Origin of the sequence: Tepidimonas charontis (assembly GCF_007556685.1) — a bacterium.
Classification (GTDB): Bacteria; Pseudomonadota; Gammaproteobacteria; order Burkholderiales; family Burkholderiaceae_C; genus Tepidimonas; species Tepidimonas charontis.
Genome location: NZ_VJON01000001.1, coordinates 18051 through 39244, shown reverse-complemented (window position 1 = coordinate 39244; position 21194 = coordinate 18051). Strand labels below are relative to the sequence as shown.

At 67.4% G+C, this 21194-nt stretch carries 15 protein-coding genes and 1 tRNA gene; 9 read left to right on the top strand and 7 right to left on the bottom strand.

Going from position 1 to position 21194, the window contains the following annotated elements; all coding sequences use genetic code 11:
* Window positions 1–17 precede the first annotated feature (17 nt).
* Window positions 18–1259, top strand: a complete 1242-nt coding sequence (locus Tchar_RS00180) for a GGDEF domain-containing protein (protein ID WP_144327084.1) — start codon at window positions 18–20, stop codon at window positions 1257–1259.
* Window positions 1260–1458: 199 nt separating this feature from the next.
* Here Tchar_RS00180 and Tchar_RS00175 read toward each other — a convergent pair whose 3' ends face one another.
* Entirely contained in the window at window positions 1459–1989 is a 531-nt protein-coding gene (locus Tchar_RS00175) for a thioredoxin domain-containing protein (RefSeq protein WP_144327083.1), read from the bottom strand.
* 111 nt (window positions 1990–2100) lie between these two features.
* Here Tchar_RS00175 and Tchar_RS00170 point away from each other — a divergent pair, with 111 nt between their 5' ends.
* Complete coding sequence (locus Tchar_RS00170) at window positions 2101–3471, top strand: TrpB-like pyridoxal phosphate-dependent enzyme (RefSeq protein WP_144327082.1); 1371 nt, start codon at window positions 2101–2103, stop codon at window positions 3469–3471.
* 16 nt (window positions 3472–3487) lie between these two features.
* Here Tchar_RS00170 and serB read toward each other — a convergent pair whose 3' ends face one another.
* The 3 genes from serB to mfd all read right to left on the bottom strand — a co-directional run bounded on the left by serB (window position 3488) and on the right by mfd (window position 8388).
* Window positions 3488–4204: a phosphoserine phosphatase SerB gene (serB, locus tag Tchar_RS00165; protein ID WP_144327081.1), complete on the bottom strand. Its 717-nt coding sequence runs from the start codon at window positions 4202–4204 to the stop codon at window positions 3488–3490.
* Between the two features lie 63 nt (window positions 4205–4267).
* Window positions 4268–4900 (bottom strand): YitT family protein, encoded by a 633-nt coding sequence (locus Tchar_RS00160; RefSeq protein ID WP_144327080.1) that lies wholly within the window; start codon window positions 4898–4900, stop codon window positions 4268–4270.
* Window positions 4897–8388 (bottom strand): transcription-repair coupling factor, encoded by a 3492-nt coding sequence (mfd, locus tag Tchar_RS00155; protein WP_144327079.1) that lies wholly within the window; start codon window positions 8386–8388, stop codon window positions 4897–4899. Before mfd ends, Tchar_RS00160 begins: the two co-directional genes overlap by 4 nt.
* A 29-nt stretch (window positions 8389–8417) precedes the next feature.
* Here mfd and ispD point away from each other — a divergent pair, with 29 nt between their 5' ends.
* Window positions 8418–9692 carry a 2-C-methyl-D-erythritol 4-phosphate cytidylyltransferase gene (gene ispD / locus Tchar_RS00150; RefSeq protein WP_144327078.1) on the top strand — a complete coding sequence of 425 codons (1275 nt, stop codon included), beginning with the start codon at window positions 8418–8420 and terminating at the stop codon, window positions 9690–9692.
* A gap of 103 nt (window positions 9693–9795) precedes the next feature.
* On the opposite strand, the gene Tchar_RS00145 is transcribed toward ispD, so the two are convergent.
* Together Tchar_RS00145 and ompR are read right to left on the bottom strand one after the other, a co-directional pair.
* Window positions 9796–11169, bottom strand: a complete 1374-nt coding sequence (locus Tchar_RS00145; RefSeq protein WP_144327077.1) for a sensor histidine kinase — start codon at window positions 11167–11169, stop codon at window positions 9796–9798.
* A gap of 13 nt (window positions 11170–11182) precedes the next feature.
* Window positions 11183–11902 (bottom strand): osmolarity response regulator transcription factor OmpR, encoded by a 720-nt coding sequence (gene ompR, locus Tchar_RS00140; RefSeq protein ID WP_144327076.1) that lies wholly within the window; start codon window positions 11900–11902, stop codon window positions 11183–11185.
* Between the two features lie 87 nt (window positions 11903–11989).
* Here ompR and Tchar_RS00135 point away from each other — a divergent pair, with 87 nt between their 5' ends.
* On the top strand, window positions 11990–12739 hold the full coding sequence (locus Tchar_RS00135) for an SIMPL domain-containing protein (protein ID WP_144327075.1): 750 nt from the start codon (window positions 11990–11992) through the stop codon (window positions 12737–12739).
* Window positions 12740–12829: 90 nt separating this feature from the next.
* Here the strand turns inward: Tchar_RS00135 and Tchar_RS00130 are convergent, their stop codons facing one another.
* The gene (locus tag Tchar_RS00130; protein WP_144327074.1) at window positions 12830–13600 is read right to left on the bottom strand and encodes a 3-hydroxybutyrate dehydrogenase; all 771 of its coding nucleotides are present in this window, start codon (window positions 13598–13600) and stop codon (window positions 12830–12832) included.
* 87 nt (window positions 13601–13687) lie between these two features.
* Between Tchar_RS00130 and Tchar_RS00125 the strand changes: the two genes are divergently transcribed.
* The 5 genes from Tchar_RS00125 (at window position 13688) to Tchar_RS00105 (ending at window position 21085) form a co-directional block, all read left to right on the top strand.
* Window positions 13688–14665, top strand: coding sequence for an alpha/beta fold hydrolase (locus tag Tchar_RS00125; protein WP_144327073.1), 978 nt, complete (start codon window positions 13688–13690; stop codon window positions 14663–14665).
* Window positions 14665–16887, top strand: coding sequence for a RelA/SpoT family protein (locus Tchar_RS00120; RefSeq protein ID WP_408033520.1), 2223 nt, complete (start codon window positions 14665–14667; stop codon window positions 16885–16887). Before Tchar_RS00125 ends, Tchar_RS00120 begins: the two co-directional genes overlap by 1 nt.
* A 35-nt stretch (window positions 16888–16922) precedes the next feature.
* Window positions 16923–16999: transfer RNA gene (locus Tchar_RS00115), tRNA-Val, on the top strand.
* Between the two features lie 382 nt (window positions 17000–17381).
* Window positions 17382–18803, top strand: coding sequence for a replicative DNA helicase (gene dnaB / locus Tchar_RS00110; protein WP_144327071.1), 1422 nt, complete (start codon window positions 17382–17384; stop codon window positions 18801–18803).
* Window positions 18800–21085: an EAL domain-containing protein gene (locus Tchar_RS00105; RefSeq protein ID WP_144327070.1), complete on the top strand. Its 2286-nt coding sequence runs from the start codon at window positions 18800–18802 to the stop codon at window positions 21083–21085. The genes dnaB and Tchar_RS00105 overlap by 4 nt, the downstream gene beginning before the upstream one ends.
* Window positions 21086–21194: the final 109 nt, after the last annotated feature.

Genomic DNA, 21194 nt, shown 5'->3' with positions numbered 1-21194 from the left:
GACAGGACGATGACGATATGTCCACACTGCTTGGTCAACTGGGGCGTCACCCCCGCATGGCGGCCATCGTCGCTGCCACCTTCGTCGTCTTGTTGGCCTTGCAGGCGGCGCTGGTGTATGTGGGCATGGCGCGCATGCAGGCGGTGGGGGCGGCGCTGGACGAGGTGACGGATGTCACGGTGGCGGCGGAGCGCCACTCCCGCGAGATGGCCGCGGCCGTGCAACAGCGCATCCTGCTGATGCTGCGCATGCTGGCGCAGCCCGACCCGCTGGACCGCAGCGAGGACGCGCAGGCATTCGAGCAGCAGGGCTTGGCCTTTGGCCGCGCGCGCGACGCGTGGCTGGCATTACCCAAGCCGCCCGAGATTCGCGCGCGTTTCGAGCGCATCCAGGCCGACGCGGTGGCGCTGAGTCGCTCGCAGCGCGCCATCGTGGAAGCCCTGATCGGTGGCCAGGACGACCAGGCGCGCGCATTGTTCGAGTCCGATCGCGTGATCGAACGCCAGCGCGAACTCGTGCGCGCCCTGGAGTCGCTGGCGGAGCAGCACCACGGCATGACGGAGGCGGCGCGCGCCGAAGCGCAAGCCACGCAGCGGTCCACGCAGACCCTGATGATTTGGCTGGGCCTGGGTTTGTTCGCGTTGGGCGCGGCCATCGGCACTCTGGTCACTTGGGTGATTCACCGCAGCGAGGGGCTGCTGCACGCCGAGCGCCAGCGCATGGAGGATTCGGCGCACACCGATGCACTCACCGGTCTGCTGAACCGGCGCGGCTTCGAGCGTGAGGTGCAGCGCTGGCGCGCGCAAGGCCGACCTGGGCAGCGCCACTCGGTGTTACTCATCGATCTCGATCACTTCAAGCCCATCAACGACACGGCGGGGCACGATGCAGGCGACGCCGCCTTGCGGCGGGTGGCCTTGTTGTTGCGCGAGCAGACCCGGCCCGTGGATGCGGTGGCGCGCCTAGGTGGAGATGAGTTCGCGGTGCTGTTGCGCGAGCTCGACCAGGCTGCTGCGCTCGAGGTGGGGCAGCGTATCGTGAGTGCGCTGGGCGGATTCGTTTTCGATTGGAAGGGGCGGCACTTTCCCATCGGGGCCAGCATTGGCGCTGTCGCTTTCGATGCGGATGTTTCGAGCGAGGAGTGGCCGCACGTGCTCAAGCGCGCCGACGAGGCCTGTTACGCCGCAAAACAGGCGGGGCGTGGTCGGGCGGTGGCGGCCACGGAGAGCGGTGCGTCGGCAACGGTAGCGGCGACCTGAAACGCCGCGCCGGTGTGGCGGGCGTGCAAGCGCCACCCTGCGTCCATGCCCCCCCGCGCCTGCGCACACACGCCGCCGCTGCGGTAACCGGTGCGCCCGGGCTGCGGCGAGCCGCGGCTATCCAGGGTCGTGCTGCACCGGGTACGCAGCTGCAGTCTCGCGTCGATTTTGGGGTGAGCTCAGCGGCGCTGCAGGCGTGTCAGCGCTTGGCCAACCACAGCCGCCACCGCATACCCCAGGCGGTCGTGTAGCCCACGGTGACGTGCTCCAGCGCCCCGTCGGGCATCAGCACGCCAAAGACGGGCACCGAACGCCAGCCGTGTCGCTGTGCCAAGCGTCCGTCCGGATCCAAGATCACCACCCACCGCTGCCCGTGCCCTTGCAGGTGCCGCTGCAGCGCATCCGCCTCCCCGCTGCGGGTGGCCACGGTCAGCAGCGTTTGCTCGCGCGCCACGCCATCGACGGCATCGGACATCGCGGCGCAGATCGGGCACCAGGTGGCCCACACATACAGCCCCACGGGGGCATCGGTGACGCCGAGCGCCCGGCGCAGATCGCGCAGCGTGCCGTGCCCCAGCGTGCCGTCCGCCAGCACCCAGCGCAGCGCCCCATTCTCCTGCCAATGGGAGGGGCTGTCACGCAGCATCCAGGCCTGCACCACCCAGAAAACGGCGGCAGCGATGACCAGGGTGGACAGGATGTCGAACAACCGGGACAGTGGGCGGCGCATGCTACATTGTCGCCGGCGGCCGCGGCGTTGGCGTACCGCAAAGCCTGGTTGAATTCGCCGGGTCAGTCACGGCAGCCCCCGTACCGATTCCAGCGTCTATCGAGGAGCACCATGTCCACCCCCACCAAATATCTGCTCGACGAATCCCAAATGCCGACGTTTTGGTACAACATCGTCGCCGACCTGCCCAAGGCCCCGCCGCCCGTGCTGCACCCTGGGACGCTGCAGCCGGTGGGACCGGATGATCTGGCGCCGCTCTTCCCGCTGGAGCTGATTCGGCAAGAGGTCAGCACCGAGCGTGAGATCGAGATCCCGGAGCCGGTGCGTGAGATTTATCGCTTGTGGCGGCCCTCGCCGCTGTATCGCGCGCACCGGCTGGAAAAGGCGCTGGGCACGCCGGCCAAGATCTTCTACAAGTACGAGGGGGTGAGCCCCGCGGGCAGTCACAAGCCCAACACCGCCGTGCCGCAGGCGTTTTACAACGCGCAGGCGGGCACCAAGCGGCTGACCACCGAGACGGGCGCAGGACAGTGGGGCACGTCGCTGTCGTTTGCGGGGCAACTCTTTGGGCTGGAGGTGCTGGTGTTTCAGGTGCGCGTGAGCTACGACCAAAAGCCGTATCGCCGCGCCGTCATGGAGACCTACGGCGCGCGCTGCCTGCCGTCGCCGTCCACCGAAACCGAATACGGCCGCCGCGTGCTGGCGCAGCGCCCCGACCACCCGGGCAGCCTGGGCGTCGCCATTTCCGAGGCGGTGGAGCTGGCCGCTCAGCGTGAGGACACCAAATACGCGCTGGGCTCGGTGCTCAACCACGTGCTGCTGCATCAGACCGTCATCGGTCTGGAGGCGATGGAGCAGTTGCAGATGGCCGATGCCTGGCCCGACGTCATCGTCGGCGCCACCGGCGGTGGCAGCAATTTCGCGGGTATCGCGTTTCCGTTCATCGGTCATGGTCTGCGCGGAGGGGCCAAGCCGCGCATCGTCGCGGTGGAGCCGGCGGCGTGCCCGTCGCTGACGCGGGGCAAATACGCCTACGACTTTGGCGACACGGCGCACCTGACCCCGCTGACCAAGATGCACACCCTGGGCTCCACGTTCACGCCACCGCCCTTCCACGCCGGTGGCCTGCGCTATCACGGCATGGCGCCGCTGGTGTCGCACCTGAAGGAGCTGGGTCTGATCGAAGCCACCGCATACACCCAGACCCAGTGCTTCGAAGCCGGGGTGCTGTTTGCGCGCTGCGAGGGCATCGTCCCCGCGCCGGAGGCCAATCACGCCGTCAAGGGGGCGATCGAGGAGGCGCTGCGCTGCAAGCGCGAGGGCAAGAGCGAAACCATCCTGTTCAACCTGTGTGGCCACGGCCACTTCGACATGGCGGCGTACCAAAAGTACTTCGCGGGCGAGCTCAAGGACGAGACCTACGACGAGCGCGAGCTGGCGATGGCCTTGGCGGGGTTGCCCAGCGTACCCGAGCCGGCCTGATACGGCTGGCGGGCGCTCACGGCTGCACGACTTCGAGCAGCCGATCCAGCCCGCCGATGTCGATGGCGATCTTGGCCTGCAGCCGTACCTTCGGTTTGGCGCGATAGGCCACCGACAGACCGGCGGCGGCCATCATCTCCAGATCGTTGGCGCCGTCGCCCATGGCGATGGCCTGCTCGGGCGCGCAACCGATCAGGTCGCACGCCTGCAGCAGCGTGCGGCGCTTTTCGGCGCCATCGCAGATGTCGCCCCAGTGCTGCGGCAGCAGCCGACCGGTCAGACGGCCATCGACGATTTCGAGCCGGTTGCTGCGCGCAAAGTCCAGTGCCAAGCGCTCACGCAGTCGGTCGGTGAAAAAGGTAAACCCCCCACTGACCAGTAATACCTTGAGTCCTGCGCCTTTGCAGGCCAGCACCAGTTCGGCCGCACCGGGGTGCAGTTTCAGACGGTTTCGATAGACGTGCTCCAGGTGCTCGACGGTCACACCCTCGAGCAGGGCCACGCGGCGGCGCAGGCTCTCCTTGTAATCGGTGATTTCGCCGCGCATGGCCGCTTCGGTGATGGCCGCCACCTCGGCCTTGCGACCAGCGGCGTCGGCGATTTCGTCCACGCACTCGATGTTGATCAGCGTCGAGTCCATGTCGAAGGCGATCAGCTTGAAGTCGCGCAGCCGCAGCGGCGGTGTGAAGCCTTGGATGCTCAGGCCAGGGGCGATTTCGGTCAGTGCGTGCATGGTGGCTCGGCAAAAAAAGCGCATCAGAGGGGGCGCGGCGCGGGTGCGCCGCCGCGGCGTCCTTCAAAAGGCGACGTAGCGGCCGGGACGGTGGTTGATGGCCAGGGTGATATTCATCAGCGCCGCGGCCAACACCGACAGTGCCAGGCGCTGCGCATCCAACAGCGGCCACGCCGCCAGCAAAATGCTGCCGTCGATGAGCAATTGAACCACGCCCGCGCGCCAGCCAAAGCGCTCTTGCAGCCACAGCACCAGGGTGTTGAAGCCGCCCAGGCTGGCGCGGTGGCGAAACAAGATGATGAAGCCCACGCCGACCAAGAGGCCACCGGCCGAGGCGGCAAACACCGGGTGCACGTGTTGCAGGCCGATCCAGTGCGGCATGGCTTCGGTGAAGGCCGCCAACAGCCCGACGGCCAGGACGGTTTTGAGCGTGAAGGCGCGCCCCATGCGTACCCAGCCCAGCACGTAGAAGGGCAGATTGATGGCAAACACCAGCGCGCCAAACGGCCAGCCACTGGCGTAGTGGACCAAAAACGCGAGCCCGACGGTGCCACCGGTGACCAGACCGGCATGTCGAAACAGCACCAGACCCAGGGCGACGATCAAGGTACCGGTCAGCAACGCTTGGGCGTCGTCCAGCCAGGTGTGGCGGACCACGGGGAAGGCGGGTTGCAGCGATGGGGGGGTGGCGTTCATGCGGGCGTCAGGGTGGTGGGCTGACCGAGCGCGCGCAGGATATCGCGCACCAGTTGCGCGCGGTCGCGCGGCTCGGCCAGCGCACGCTCGATTTTCAAGCGGTCGTTGCCAGCGAGCTTGACGTGGCGGTTTTTCTGGATCAGTTCGATGATGCGCAGCGGCTCGATCGGCGGGTTGGGCCGGAAAGTGATGAGGATGTGGCTCGGCGTGGCGTCGATCTTGGCCACACCGTAGCGCTCGGCCAGCACGCGCAGCCGGTGCACCTCGATGAGCGTTTGGGCCGCCGGCGGCAACTTGCCGAAGCGGTCGGCGATGTCCTCCACCAGCGCGTCGAGCTGCTCGGCGCTGCGCGCGCTGGCCAGTTTTTTATAAAAACTCAGGCGCAGATGCACGTCGCCGCAGTATTCCTGTGGCAGCAGGGCAGGGGCGTGCAGGTTGATTTCGGTGGTGACGTGCAGCGGCCGCAGCAAATCGGGCTCCTTGCCGTCGCGCAGGCTGCGTACCGCCTCGGCCAGCATCTCGTTGTAGAGCTGAAAACCGATTTCGGTGATGTTGCCGCTCTGGGCTTCGCCCAGCACCTCGCCGGCGCCACGGATTTCCAGGTCGTGCATCGCCAGATAAAAGCCGCTGCCCAGCTCTTCCATCTGCTGGATGGCTTCCAAGCGCTGGGCGGCCTGCTTGCTCAGGCCTTCGATGTCGGGCACCAGCAGGTAGGCGTAGGCCTGGTGGTGACTGCGCCCCACGCGCCCCCGCAGCTGGTGCAGCTGCGCCAGGCCGAATTTGTCCGCCCGGCTGATGATGATGGTGTTGGCCGTGGGCACGTCGATGCCGGTTTCGATGATGGTGGAGCACAGCAGCAGGTTGAAGCGCTGCGCCACGAAGTCGCGCATGACGCGCTCGAGTTCGCGCTCGGGCATCTGTCCATGCGCGATGGCGATGCGCGCCTCGGGCAGCAGCTGCTCCAGTTTGGCGCGGCGGTTGTCGATCGTCTCGACCTCGTTGTGCAGAAAGTACACCTGACCGCCGCGCTTGAGCTCGCGCAGTACGGCTTCACGGATGACGCCGTGGTTTTCTTCGCGCACGAAGGTCTTGATGGCCAGCCGCCGCTGCGGCGCCGTGGCGATCACCGACAGATCGCGCAGCCCCTCCAGCGCCATGCCCAGGGTGCGCGGAATGGGGGTGGCGGTGAGGGTGAGCACGTCCACCTCGGCGCGCAGGGCCTTGATGGCTTCCTTGTGGCGCACGCCGAAGCGGTGCTCCTCGTCGATGATGAGTAGACCGAGGTTTTTGAACTGGGTCTTCTCGCTCAGCAGCTTGTGGGTGCCCACGACGATGTCGATGCTGCCGTCGGCCAGCCCCTGCACGGCAGCGGCGATTTCTTTGGCGGTGCGAAAACGGCTCATCTCGGCGATGCGCACCGGCCACTTGGCAAAACGTTCCACCAGCGTTTGGTAATGCTGCTCGGCCAGCAGCGTGGTGGGTGCCAGCAGCGCCACCTGGTAGCCGCTCATCACCGCGACGAACGCGGCGCGCAGCGCCACCTCGGTCTTGCCGAAGCCCACATCGCCGCACACCAGCCGATCCATCGGGCGCGGGCTGATCAGATCTTGGATCACGGCGTGGATGGCAGCGCGCTGGTCGGGTGTCTCTTCGAACCCGAAGTCGTTGGCAAAGGCTTCGTAGGCCTTGGCGTCGAAGCGCATGGCATGCCCGTGGCGGGCGGCGCGGCGCGCGTACACCGCCAGCAGCTCGGCGGCGGTGTCGCGCACCTGCTCGGCGGCCTTGCGGCGTGCTTTTTCCCATTGGCCGCTGCCCAGCCGGTGCAGCGGTGCCTCGTCTGCGCTGACGCCGGTGTAGCGACTGATCAGGTGCAGCTGCGACACCGGTACGTAAAGGGTAGCGCCTTGGGCGTATTCCAGGTACAAAAATTCTTGCAAGACGGGGCTGCCGTCCGGGTTTTTTTCGCCCAGATCGAGGTTGACCAAGCCACGGTAGCGGCCAATGCCATGCTGGGCATGCACCACCGGGTCACCGGGCTGCAGTTCGCTCAGATCTTTGATGAGCGCCTCGACGTCGCTGGCCTGTTCTTGCTTGCGCCGCCGCCGCACCGTGGGGCCGGCGGCAAACAGCTCGGTTTCGGTGACCAGTTCGACGCCCGCCTTGACCCAGGCAAAGCCCGCTGCCAGCGGTGCTACCGTCAATCCGATGCGTGCATCGCTGGCGGCAAAGGCGGCCCAGTCGTCGAAGCTGGGCGGCTCAATGCCGCTGGCGCGCAGAACGTCGAGCAGGTGCTCGCGTCGTCCGTCACTGTCGGCCAGGATCAGCACACGCGCCGACGTGCGCGCCAGGTGGCTACGCAGGCGCTGAAGCGGTTCGTCGGCACCCCGCTGCACCGTCAGGTCGGGTAGGGCCGCGAATACGCCACGCCACGCCACCCACGCCTCGGCGCTGCCACCGCAAGACCGTAACGCCCACTGGGCGTGCCGATTGGCCAGCCGGTAAAACCCTTCGGCGTCCATGAACAGTGCCTGCGGGGGCAGCACTGGGCGTTCGGGGTCGCCCTGCGCCAGCCGGTGGCGCTCGCGCGTGTCTTGCCAAAAGCGCTGGATCGCCTCGTCCACGTCACCGTGCAGCACCACGGTGGCGTCGGCACCCAGGTAGTCGAACACCGTGGCCGTTTGCTCGAAAAACAGCGGCAGGTAATACTCGATGCCGGCCGGCACGACGCCCGCGCCGACGTCCTTGTACAAGCGGCTGCGCGTCGGGTCGCCATCGAGCAGCTCGCGCCAGCGCGCCCGAAAGCGCGCCCGTGCGGCATCGTCCAGCGGAAATTCGCGCCCGGGCAGCAGGCGCACCGCGGACACCGGGTACAGGCTGCGCTGGGTGTCGGGGTCGAAGGTGCGGATGGAATCGATTTCGTCGTCCAACAGATCCACCCGATAGGGCACCGGCGAGCCCATGGGGAAGAGGTCGATCAGCCCGCCGCGCACCGCATATTCCCCCGGGCTGACCACCTGGGTGACATGCTGGTAGCCGGCCAGCGCCAGCTGGGCGCGCAGCCGATCGGCATCGAGCCGCTGACCGGTCTGAAACGAAAAGGTATAGGCGGCCAGAAAGGACGGCGGCGCCAGTCGATACAACGCAGTGCTGGCCGGCACCAGAATCACGTCGGCGCCGTCGTCGGCGCCGCGCTGCTGGATACGCCACAAGGTCGCCAGCCGCTCGGAAATCAAGTCCTGGTGCGGGGAGAAGGTGTCGTAGGGCAGGGTCTCCCAGTCCGGCAACAGCGCACAGCGCAGGTCGGGAGCAAAAAACGGCAGCTCATTGAGCAGGCGCTGCGCATCGGCGGCGTCGGCAGTGACGATCGCGGTGGGGCGGCCGGCGGCCTTTTCGCGCGCAGCCAAAGTGGCCAGCAGCAGCGCGTCGGCGCTGGCGGGCGGACAGGTGGAAGCAAAACGCTTGCCGGGGATCAGACGGGGCAGTTCCATGAGAAGGCGAGATTCTAGAATCCAGCGCCATGAAGGCCGCTTCTGTCACCCCCAATGACCGCACTGCCGCCGGACATGATGGTGTCGGCGATGGACAGGGTCAAACCTGGCCCACCGATGAGGCCGCACCCCCTCGATACTACGCGTTGGTACCCGCTGCCGGCACCGGCAGCCGGGCCGGGCTGGCGGTCCCCAAGCAGTACCACACGCTGGCCGGGCGGCGCGTCATCGACCACACATTGGCGGCGCTGGCAGCCGTACCCGAATTGGCCGGGGTGGCGGTGGTACTGGCCCCAAACGACACCACGGCGGTGGGCGATGGGGGGCGTATTCGGTCCTGGCGCGTGGGCGGCGCCACGCGGGCCGAAAGCGTGCTCAACGGTTTGACGGCACTGGTCGGCGCGGGCGCGCGCGCGCAGGACTGGGTGCTGGTGCACGACGCCGCGCGCTGCCTGCTGCACAGCGCCGACGTGCAGGCGCTCATCGACGCCTGCCGCGACGACCCGGTCGGAGGATTGCTGGCGGTGCCTCTGGCCGACACGCTCAAGCAGGTGGATGCCGAGGCGCGCGTGCTGACCACCGTGCCGCGCGCGGACAAATGGCTGGCGCAGACCCCGCAGATGTTTCGCTTAGGGGTGCTGCAGCAAGCGCTGCAGGCCCACCATGCCAACGGATTTGCCGGCATCACCGACGAAGCCAGTGCGGTGGAGGCGCTGGGTCTGCGGCCGCGCGTGGTGCGCGGGCGGGCACGCAACCTCAAACTCACGTTCGCAGAGGATTTCGCCATGGCCGAGACCTGGTTGAGCCAGCAGACTGCACCACCGTGGCGCATCGGCGAGGGCTGGGACATCCACGCCCTGGTGCCGGGACGCCGGTTGGTGCTAGGCGGGGTGGAGATTGCCCACGACAAGGGGTTACTCGGCCACTCGGACGCCGACGCCTTGTTGCATGCCATCACCGACGCCGTGCTGGGAGCGGCAGGGCTGGGTGATATCGGCGCCTGGTTTCCGGACGACGATCCGCGCCATGCAGGGGCCGATTCGCGTACCTTGTTGCAGGCGGCGGTGCAGGCGGCGCGCACGCACGGATGGCAGCCGGTGAACGTGGATGCGACCGTCATCGCCCAGGCGCCCCGCCTGGCGCCGCACCGCGCCGCGATGCAGGCCAGCGTGGCGCAGTGCCTGGGGCTGCCGGCGTCGGCCGTCAACCTCAAGGCCAAAACGGCTGAGCGCTTGGGGCCGGTGGGGCAAGGGTTGGCGATCGAGGCGCGCGCGGTGGTGTTGCTGCACGCCAGCCCGCGCTGAGCGACAGGCGCGCTCGTCGGTGGGGGAGGCGGTGCGCACCAGCCGCGAGGTGGCGCGGGGTCTACGTACCCAGCGCCCGGCGCGGTGATGTTGGGGGCCGGTATCAGGTGGGCGCGGTGTGGTCGGGGAGCGCGGCCGAGCGAGTGCCCGTGCGCGGATGCGTGCCGCCTCGAGGACACATCGCGGGTAACTGCAACGTGACGACCAGGCCGCCCTCGGGCGCGTTGTCGATCTGACAGCGGCCGCCCCAGCGTTCGATGGTACGGCGCACGATCGCCAGTCCCAGGCCGCTGCCTGGCTGGGTGCGGGCGGGTTCGGCGCGGAAGAAGGGTTCGCTCAGGTGCGGCAGGGCCTCGGGGGCCGCCCCGGGGCCGTGGTCGCGTATGCGCAGCTCTACCATCTGGTGCGTGCGCTTGGCTTGTACCGACAGACGCACCTGCCCATCGGCGCTGCGGCCGTAACGCAGCGCGTTTTCCACGATGTTGCTCAGCACCCGATCCAGGGCGGTCGGGTCGGCACAAACGGTGGCCTCGTCGTCAATTTGCACGTCGAGCCGCACATCGTCGCGTCCGACGTATGGCTGCAGCGCGCGCTGGACCGCTGCCGCCAGTGGCAGCAGCGTGCGCATGCCGTTGCCATCGCGCGCGTAATGCAAAAACTGGTCGATGATCGCATCCATCTGTTCGATGTCGAGCGCCATGCGCTCGCGCATGGCCGCATCGGGCACACCGAGTTCGATCTCCAGTCGCAGCCGCGCCAGTGGGGTGCGCAAGTCGTGCGAGATACCGGCCAGCATCAGACGCCGGTCCGCTTCGCTGCGCGCCAGGGCCTCGGCCATGCGGTTGAAGGCGTGGTTGACGGCGGCGATTTCCCGCGTCGATACCGCTTCGCTGAGGTGAGCCGCCTCGAAGTCGGCCGCACCGATGCGCCGCGCCGCCTGGGCCAGCCGCTGCAGCGGCTGGTTGATGACACGCGTGATCAGCACCGCGCCCAGCAGCGACAAGCCCAGCGCCAGCACCAGCCACACCAGCCAGGTGCTGCCGCGCACGGTCTCGATGCGCGACTGATCGGCCAGCAGCCAGTAGCTGTCGCCTTCGATTGCAAAGCCGATCCACAGCCCCTCGAATCCGTTGACCTCACGCGCCACCACGGTATCGGGGCCGAGCCGCTCGGTCAGCGCCGCCGCGATGCGCGCGCCGGTGCTGTGTGGCTCGAAGGGTTGATGGACGTCGCTGCGCTCGCGCACGGCGATGCGCACATTTTCCTCGTCGGCCAGCGTCTTGACCAGTGCGATGCGCGCGATCGGGTCGGTATGGATGAGGGCGGCGCGTGTCAGATTCACCAGCGACGCCAGCGCCTGCGCGCTTTGCAGCGCGCGCGGCTCCTCCTCCAAGGTGCGGAAGGTCTGCAGCCATGCCAGCACGCTCAACAGCAGCAGCGCGGCCAGCAGCAAAAAATTGCGCCAAAACAGGGTCATGGCGACCGTTGCTTCACGCGTCGGGCACGAACATATAGCCCACCCCCCACACGGTTTGGATGTAGCGCGGGTTGGCCGGATCGGGCTCGATCAGTTTGCGCAGGCGCGACACCTGCACGTCCAGGCTGCGATCGAAGGGTTCGAACTCGCGTCCGCGCGCCAGTACCGCGAGCCGCTCCCGCGACAGGGGTTGGCGTGGATGTCGCACCAGCGCCTTGAGCATTGCGAACTCGCCAGTGGTCAAGGGCAGCTCGGTGTCGTCGCGCAATAGGCGGCGCCGACCGATGTCGAAGGTGTATGGACCGAAGCGTACCACGGTGCCATCGGCGGCGGCCGCCCCCGGTGGCTCCGGCGGTGGACGCCGGCGCAGCACCGCGTGCATGCGTGCCAGCAGTTCGCGCGGGTTGAAGGGCTTGGGCAGATAGTCGTCGGCCCCGACCTCGAGGCCGACGATGCGGTCCACATCCTCACCCTTGGCGGTGAGCATGATGATGGGGGTTTGATCGCCGCCGGCGCGCAGCCGTCGGCAGATCGACAGACCGTCCTCGCCGGGCAGCATCCAGTCCAGCACGATCAAGTCGATCGGGTCGCGCAACCGCAGCCGTTCCAGCCGGTTGGCGTCCTCTGCCAGCAGGACGTCGAAACCCTCTTGTGTCAGATAGCGTTGCAGCAATTCGCGGATGCGCTGGTCATCGTCGACGATGACCACGCGCGGGGGACGACGGGTGTTCATGGCGCCATTGTCGCGGCAAAGCGGCGGCTCGGCTATGCTCGTGCGGCGCGCGTGGCGGGGCGCCGCGTGGCTTTGGGAGAGACCGATATGGAACCAACACGTCGTCGAGGACATTGGAGTCGTGCGCTGCTGTGGGCAAGCCTGGGGCTGACGGCAACCCAGGGGTGGGCGCAGGGGGCGGCTGCGCTGCCGGCAGCGCAGCCGAAACACACCGTGCACCTGAGTGCGCGCGCTCAACAGCGTGTGCCGCACGACTGGCTGGCCATGACGGTGGCGGTGCGCCATCAGGCGCCTGACGCGGCGCAAGTGCAGGCGCATCTGCGGCGCACGCTGGAGCAGGCATTGGCGCATGTGCGCCCCCTGCAGCAACCCGGTCAATTGGAGGTGGCCAGCGGCGGTGTGCAGGTGCAGCCACGCTACGGGCGCGATGGCCAAATCACGGGTTGGGAAGGCCGTGCCGAAGTGCTGCTGCAGGGGCGCGACCTGGAGCGCGTGGCGACGGTGGCCTCGGCGTTGCCTGGCATGTCCATCGCGGCGCTGCAGTTGTCGCTCAGCCGTGACGCCACCCTGCTGGCCGAAGCCGCCCTGCGTGCGCAGGCCATCGAGGCGTTTCGCCAGCAGGCGCAGGACGTCGCGCGCGCCTTTGGCTACGCCGGCTATGAGCTGGGGGAAGTGCACATCGGTGTGGCCAACGCCGGCGGCGATGTGCCACGGCCGGTTATGCGCACACTCAGCATGGCCAGCGCGGAGTCCGCGCCGTCGTTGCCGGTCGAGCCGGGGCATGCGTGGCTGGAAGTGACGGTGTCCGGCTCGGTCCATTTGACGCCAGCACGCTAGACGCCCAGCATCGATCGGCGGCCGACAGGCCGCGGCGCGCCAGCCGAGGCTGGCCGTCGTGCGGCGCGCGGGCGGCGCCGGGTCGGCTGTTTATTGGGCGGCCCAGCCGCCGTCCATATTCCAGGCCACGCCGCGCACATTGTTGGCGGCAGGCGAGCAGAAAAACACCGCCAGCTCGCCCAGCTCTTCGGGGGTGGTGAATTGCATCGAGGGTTCTTTTTCGCCCAGCAGCAACCGCGTGGCCTCCTCGTTGCTGATGCCCAGGGCGGCGGCCTTGGCGTCGACCTGCTTTTGCACCAGCGGGGTCAAGACCCAGCCGGGGCAGATGGCGTTGCAGGTCACGCCGGTGGTGGCGGTCTCCAGCGCCACGACCTTGGTCAGCCCCACCAGGCCGTGCTTGGCCGCTACGTACGCGGATTTTTGCGCCGATGCCACCAAGCCATGCACCGAGGCCACATTGATGATGCGCCCCCAATTGGCGGCTTTCATCGCTGGCAGCGCCAGCCGCGTGGTGTGAAAGGCGCTGGAGAGATTGATGGCGATGATGGCGTCCCAACGTTCGGGCGGGAAATCCTCGATCGGCGCCACGTGCTGTATGCCGGCGTTGTTGACCAGAATGTCGACGCGCCCGAAGCGCTGCTCGGCAGCGTGCATCATGTCCTCGATGTCGGCGGGGCGGCTCATATCGGCGCCGTGGTAGAACACTGGCACGCCCAGTGCTTCGATTTGCTGGCGTGCGCCTTCGACGTCGCCAAAGCCATTGAGCACGATATTGGCGCCTTGGCGCGCCAGCGCTTTCGCAATCCCCAGCCCGATGCCGCTGGTCGAGCCCGTGACGAGAGCTGTTTTATTTTTCAGCATGAGGTGCGCTCCATTTCCGATAGCATCAAGGTCATTTGCGCGGGCCACCGCGCCGATCCGGCACCATTCTGTCACACACACTGCCCGATGGAACCCATCCTGCATCACCTGGCTGTCCCTGGCCCCCGGGCCACCCACGGCGCGCCGCGCCGTATCGCTTGGTGGGAGTGGAACGCCACCGGCCACCCGCAGCCCGACCACATCGTCGTCTGCGTGCACGGTCTGACGCGCCAGGCGCGCGACTTCGACGTGCTCGCGCAAGCGCTGGCGCCGCACGCCGCCGTGGTGTGCGTGGACGTGGCCGGGCGCGGCCACAGCGACTGGCTGGCCGATCCCATGGCCTACCAAATCCCCACCTATGCGGCCGATGCCGCGGTGTTGCTGGGACATCTGCGGCAACGCCATGCGCAGGCCACCGGCACCGCCGAGCCCTATGCCTTGCGCATCGACTGGGTGGGCACGAGTATGGGTGGCTTGATCGGTATGGCCCTGGCCGCGCAACCGGCCATGGGGTTGCGGCGGCTGGTGCTCAATGACGTCGGGCCGGTGATCGAGCCGGCATCGTTGGAGCGTATCGCCCAGTACGTGGGGCAGCAGCCGGTATGGCCGACCGAAGAAGCGGCGGCCGCTGCGCTGTGGGAGATTTCACGCTCGTTTGGCCCGCACACGCGCGAACAATGGCTGGCGCTGACGCGCCCGATGCTGCGCCCGGTCGAAGGCGGCTGGACGCTGCACTACGACCCCGCCATCGCCGTGCCCTTCCGCGCCATGCTGCAGGCGGTGCAAGCAGCGCGCTCGGCTGATCCAGCGGGCAGCGAGCAGGCCGAACGCGCCGCGCAGCAGGCCAATGCGGCGGCCTTGTGGGCGTTGTACGACGCCATCACCTGCCCCACGCTGCTGCTGCGCGGAGCCGAATCCGACCTGCTGTCGCGCGAGACCGCGCTGGCCATGACGCAGCGGGGGCCACGTGCACGCCTGGTGGAGTTCCCCGGCGTCGGGCACGCCCCGACCTTGGTGCAGCCGGAACAAGTACAGGTGGTGCTCGACTTTTTGCTTGCCCCGTGATCACCCGCGCAGCCCCTGATCCCGCCGCGACGGCCGCCAGCAGCGCCATCGCAGCAGCCCTGGCCGACCCCGGTGCCGATGCGCGTGCACTGCAGCGCGCACGCGCCTTTGCCGAGCCGCTGCTCAGCGGTGAGACGCTGGAGACCGGCGAGCCGGTGCTGGCCCACGCCGACGGCGTCGTCGAGATCTTGCGCACTATTGGGGCGACCGCCGATCTGCAAGCCTGCGTATACCTGGTGTATGCCAGCCCGTTTCTGGCCCGCCCGCGCGAGGTCATCGCCAAGGCTTTCGGCGACTCGTATGCCGACGTGGCGGTCGAGACCAACAAACTGGTGCAACTGCAGCGCCAAGCCCGCCAGCGCGCCCAAGCCGCCAGTGCCGCGGCGCGCGGCGGTGAAGCCCACCCCCTGGCTGCCGCCCAGACCGAAAACGTGCGCAAGATGCTGCTGGCGTTCTCGCGCGACCTGCGCGTGGTGTTGCTGCGGCTGGCCTCGCGGCTGCAGACACTGCGCTACTTTGCCGCCAGCAAACGCGTGCCTGATGCGGCGCTGGCGGCCGAATCGCTGCAGGTGTTTGCGCCGCTGGCCAACCGGCTTGGCATCTGGCAGCTGAAGTGGGAGCTGGAGGACCTGGCCTTTCGCTTCCTCGAGCCCGACACCTACAAGCACATCGCGCGGCTGCTCGATGAAAAGCGCATCGAGCGTGAGGCCGTGGTGGAGCACATGCGCCAACGCCTGGAGCGCGAGCTGCGCGCGCTGGGCCTGTCGGTGCAGGTGCAGGGGCGGCCCAAGCACATCTACAGCATCGTCAAAAAGATGCGCGGCAAGTCGCTCGACTTCGAGCAGGTGCACGATTTGCGCGCGCTGCGCGTCATCGTCGAGACGGTGGAGGCGTGCTACCGGGTGCTGGCGTGGGTGCACGATCATTTCACCCCCGTGCCAGACGAGTTCGACGACTACATCGCCCGTCCCAAACCCAACGGCTACCAGTCGTTGCACACGGTGGTGCGTGACGAGCATGGACGGGCGTTCGAAATCCAGATTCGCACCCGCGCGATGCACGAGCATGCCGAGCACGGCGTGGCCGCGCACTGGGCATACAAAGAGGCCGGCACCAAAGGGTACGCCGGTGTGTCCGCCGCCTCGTCGTACGACGCCAAAATCGCCGTCCTGCGTCAACTGCTGGCGTGGCAGCGCGACTTGAGCGGCCTGTCGCACGGCCTGTTCGATGACAGCATCTATGTGCTGACGCCGCAGGCGGCCATCGTCGAACTGCCCAAGGGCGCCACGCCGGTGGACTTCGCCTACGCGGTGCACACCGACCTGGGCCACCGCTGCCGCGGCGCCCGCGTCGACGGGCAGATGGTCCCCTTGAACACGCCACTGGCCACCGGCCAAACGGTGGAGATCATCGCCGCCAAGGAGGGCGGGCCGTCGCGCGACTGGCTCAATCCCGAAGCGGGCTACTTGGTCAGCCACCGCGCCAAGAGCAAGGTACGCGCCTGGTTCAATGCACAGGCGGCTGCCGACAACATCGCGCGCGGCCGCGAGCAGGTGGAGCGGCTGCTGCAGCGCGAGGGCAAAACGGCGCTCAAGCTGGAGGAACTGGCGCTGGAGCTGGGTTTTGATACACCCGATGCGCTGTTCGAAGCGGTGGGCAAAGAAGCGTTGACGCTGCGCGCCATCGAGCAGCACCTGCGTCCGGCCGAACCCGCGCCGACTGACGCGGAACTGGTGGTGAAAAAGCACCGCGCGGTGACCTCGGCGCGCTCGGGCGACGTGCTGGTACAGGGCGTAGGGTCGTTGATGACGACGCTGGCGCGCTGCTGCAAGCCAGCGCCTCCGGACGACATCCGCGGGTTCGTGACACGCGGCAAAGGCGTCAGCGTCCACCGCGCCGACTGCCCCGACTTTCAGGCCCTGGCGCAACGCCAGCCCGACCGCGTCATCGACGTCGAATGGGCCGCGCGCGGGGATGCGGCGCAGCCGGTCGTGTACGCGGTGGACGTGGGCGTGCAGGCGCAGGACCGCCAGGGGCTGCTGCGCGACATCTCAGAGGCCTTCGCACGCGAAAAGATCAACGTCATCGGCGTGCAAACGCAAACCGTCAAAGGCGTGGCGTGGATGACCTTCACGGTCGAAGTATCGGACGCCACGCGCGTCAGCCGCGTGATGGCGGTGTTGGGTGATGTGCCGGGCGTGCAACGCGTCTGGCGGCGCTGAAAAATCGGCTACAATAGAGTTTTCGACAACGGCATAGGCGCGTAGCTCAGCTGGTTAGAGCACCACCTTGACATGGTGGGGGTCGTTGGTTCGAGTCCAATCGCGCCTACCAAACCGCAGTCGGCGTACAAAGCCTGGAAACGTCTCTCCAGGCTTTTTTGTTTGCCCGAGTCGGCACCATGGTCACGGCCAGCAACGGTCGATACCCCATGCAGGGAGGTGCGCCAGGCGGTGTGTGTGGCCGATCGGTCTGTGGTCAAAGGTGGATCAATCGATCCGTTTGGGGATCAGCTGTCAAGCGTCGCTGGCGTGGTAAGGTCCGCACACCACGTTCGGTGTGCCACCATACTCGCCTTTTTTTGCTTGATCTGCTCGCGCTCGTGGTTGGCGGCGTAGCCGGCGCCGTTCCCGCCTTCTGGCGGGAGGCGTGTTGAGAATTTGCCGGCGGGTGTGACTTGCCGCGGCTGGCCGAGCTGCTGCCACAATCACGTCCAATGAGTACCGCCGACGACACGCTGACCCCCCCGACCCTGCCCATGCTCGACGACGATCCGCAGCTCAACCAGCTGCGCTTGCCGCCGCATTCGCTGGAGGCCGAATCCAGTGTGCTTGGTGGCCTGCTGCTGGACAACGCCGCCTGGGACCGGGTGGCCGATCTGGTCACGGCCAGTGACTTTTATCGGCCCGAGCATCAACGTATCTTCGAAGCGATCGATGCCCTGATCAATGGTGGCAAACCCGCCGACGTGATCACGGTCAACGAGCACCTGGCCAGCCTGGGCCGGGCCGAAGAGGTGGGCGGCCTGAGCTACCTCAACCAACTCGCACAGTTCGTGCCCAGTGCAGCCAACATCCGCCGCTACGCCGAAATCGTGCGCGAGCGCGCCATTCTGCGCAAGCTCATCGCGGCGGCCGACGACATCGCCGCCCAAGCCTTTGCGCCACGTGGCAAGCCGGTGGCCACCATTCTGGACGAGGCGGAACAAAAAATCCTGTCCATCGGCGAAGAAGGCAGCCGCATGAAGCAGGGCTTTCAGTCGATGGACAAGCTCGTGGTGGCGTTGCTGGACCGCGTGCAAGAGATGGCCGACAACCCCAATGACATCACCGGGGTGCCCACCGGCTTCATCGACTTGGATCGCCTGACGGCAGGGCTGCAACCCGGTGACCTCATCATCATCGCCGCCCGCCCCAGCATGGGCAAGACGAGCTTTGCCATCAACATCGCCGAGCACGTCGCGCTCAACGAGGGCCTGCCGGTAGCGGTGTTTTCGATGGAGATGGGCGCGGCGCAGCTGGCGGTGCGGGTGGTGGGCTCGATCGGCCGCATCAACCAGGGGCATTTGCGCACCGGCAAGCTCACACCCGACGAATGGCCGCGGCTGACCGAAGCGATCGAGCGGCTGCGCCACGTTTCGCTCTTCATCGACGAGACGCCGGGGCTCACCCCGGCGGAACTGCGCGCCAGCGCGCGGCGACTGGCGCGCCAATGCGGCAAACTGGGGCTGATCGTGGTGGACTACCTGCAGCTGATGAGCGGCAGCAACAGTGACGGAGAAAACCGCGCTACCGAACTGGGGGAGATCTCGCGCGGCCTGAAGATGCTGGCCAAGGAATTGCAGTGCCCGGTGATTGCTCTGTCGCAGCTCAACCGTGGCGTGGAGCAACGCACCGACAAGCGGCCGATGATGTCGGACTTGCGCGAGTCAGGCGCCATCGAGCAGGACGCCGACATCATCATGTTCATCTACCGCGACGAGTACTACACCAAAGATCAGTGCAAGGAGCCCGGGGTGGCGGAAATCATCATCGGCAAGCAGCGCAACGGGCCCACCGGCACGGTCAAGCTCGCGTTCCTCAATGCGCTGACGCGCTTCGAAAATTTGGCCGGCTACGGGGATGGGTACGGGCCATGAAAGCCAGTCTGATGCGCATCTTCGTCGGCGCGTTGGTGGTGGCGGCCTTGGCCGAGGCCTCGCGCCAACTGGCGTTTGCCGATGGAAGCTTTTCGCTGTTGTGGCCGGTGGCGGGGGTGGGGCCCGTGCTGCTGTTGCGTTGGCGTGTCGCGGGCTTGGCGGCGCTGGTGCTGGGCATGGCGCTGTGGGCGGTGTGGCGCTATGGCCACGTATGGATGTGGGTGCCTGTGATCACGCTTGCAGGCGTCGTGGGGCCGATAGCGGTGGCCGGGTGGGTGCGGACGAGCTGGAACGCCGAGCCGCAGCCTTTTCATCAGCTGAGCTTGGTGTTGCGCTGGCTGTGGGCGCAATTGTTGGTGGCGGCACCGCTGGCGGCCAGCGTCGGTACGCTGGCGGTCATGGGGACGGCGGCCGGTGGAGACGAAGGCGCGGTTGCCTGGGTGCTGACCTGGGTGGCCTATTGGGCTATCGAGAGCATCGGCGCGTTGCTGCTGACGCCGCTGTTGTGGGGGCTAAGCGCGCCGGCCGCCCGTCCGAGCGGGACGGCACAACAGCACCGCTGCGCCGGACTGTGGGCGGGCCTGCGGTGTGAGGTCCCCGCGGTGGCGGTGGTGCTGGCCTTGGCCAGCGCCATTGCTGCCGGATATGGCGTATTGGAAGCCACCCAAGCACGAGGTTTCGCTTATCTGTTGCTGCCCGCTCTGTTGGTGGTGGCTTACCGAAGCCCGCCCGAGGTCTTACACGCACTGCTGGCGCTGACGGGGGTGGTACTGACCGGCGCAAGCGCCTACGCCATGCGGGGGCAGGAGGGCGTACCCGCCCCCGAACTGATCGCCGAAAGCATTTTGTTGGTGTTGTTTTTGCTGGTATCGGCCGCGGTGCTGCTGGTACTGGCCGCCGTGCAACAGGAGCGCCGCCAAGCGTTGGCGCGGTTGCGCCAGTGGGCGTTCGAGGATTCGCTTACCGGATTGGCCAATGAAGCCGGCCTGCAGCGCATCTGGGCCGAGCGCACCGATGCCGTCCCGGCGGCCGCACTGTTGGTGCGGTTGACCAACGCGCGCGCCATCGAATACCTCGACGGGCCCCGCGTGTTGCAGGCATGGGAGCGTACGGTTGCCAATGCGCTGCAGGGCTGGGCCCCGACGTTGATATGGGCTCGCATGGCTACCGGGCGCTTCGTCGGAACGGCAGCCCGTGTATCCGATGTCGCGCTGCCTTTGCAGGGCTGGTTGGAGCGCCTGCAGACTTTGAGCTTGCGCGACGTGGACGCCGCACTGCATGCGAGCGTGCGACCGGCGTGGCGCGTCGGTATGGTGGAGACCGCCGTCGCGCAGGAGGTGACGGCGTCGGTGCCAGCTGCTACCAGCGACCGGCCGAGTCTGAGTGATTTGCTGCTGCGCTTGCGCGAGCTAGACCTTGAACCGGGTGACGATGCGCAGCCCCGGCGGGTCGTCTTGATGGGAGGCGACAGACACCGGTTGCGCGACCGCACGGCGGAAGTCGAACACGTGCGCAGTCTGATCGAGCGCGGCCGTCTGCTGTTAATGTTGCAGCCCATCGTCAGCGTACAACAGCCAGCGAAAGCCGCCGGGGAAGTGCTGGCGCGCTTGGTGGACGAGGACGGCACCGTGTTGTCACCCGCACAATTCATCCCGGCTGCCATGCGGGCCGGCTTGATGCCGAACCTCGATCGAGCGGTGATGGAGCACGCCTGCGCCTTGTTTGCGCGTTTTCGCCACGTACTGCCCCGCATCGACTACTGCAGCCTGAACCTGTCGGGGGCCAAGTTGGCCCGCCCGGACTTGGCGCAACGCATCACTCGATTGTTCGCTGACCACCAGCTGCCCCCCGAGCGCTTCACCTTCGAAATCACCGAAAGCCAGGCGATCGCGCAGTTGCGCGATGCCGAGGCGACCTTGACGGCCCTGCGCCAGCAAGGCTTTCGGGTCGCGATCGATGACTTTGGCACCGGGCACGCGACCTTCGACTATTTGAAGCGCTTTGCCATCGACATCCTGAAGATCGACGGTGCATTCATTCGCAACGTCGCCAACGATGCCATGGATCGCGTCATTGTCCGCTCGGTGGTGGAGGTAGCGCGCTTGCGCAAGGTCAAGACGGTGGCGGAATTCATCGAGGACGCCACGGTGTGGGAAACGGTGCGGGCACTGGGCGTGGACGCCGGCCAGGGCTACCACCTGGGGCGCCCCGAACCGCTGGAGGGGTGGTTGCAACGGTTGGAAACGGAGCCAGAGCCCACCGTGGCAAACGGTCCGGGTTGAAAGAGGGCGACGTCAAAGAGGGTCGATCCCCGCGTGGGCTTCGTGCAGCCAAAGGCCAGTCCGCATCGCTGCCCTGGACTCACGCTTCATGCCACTTTTGTCTGATCCT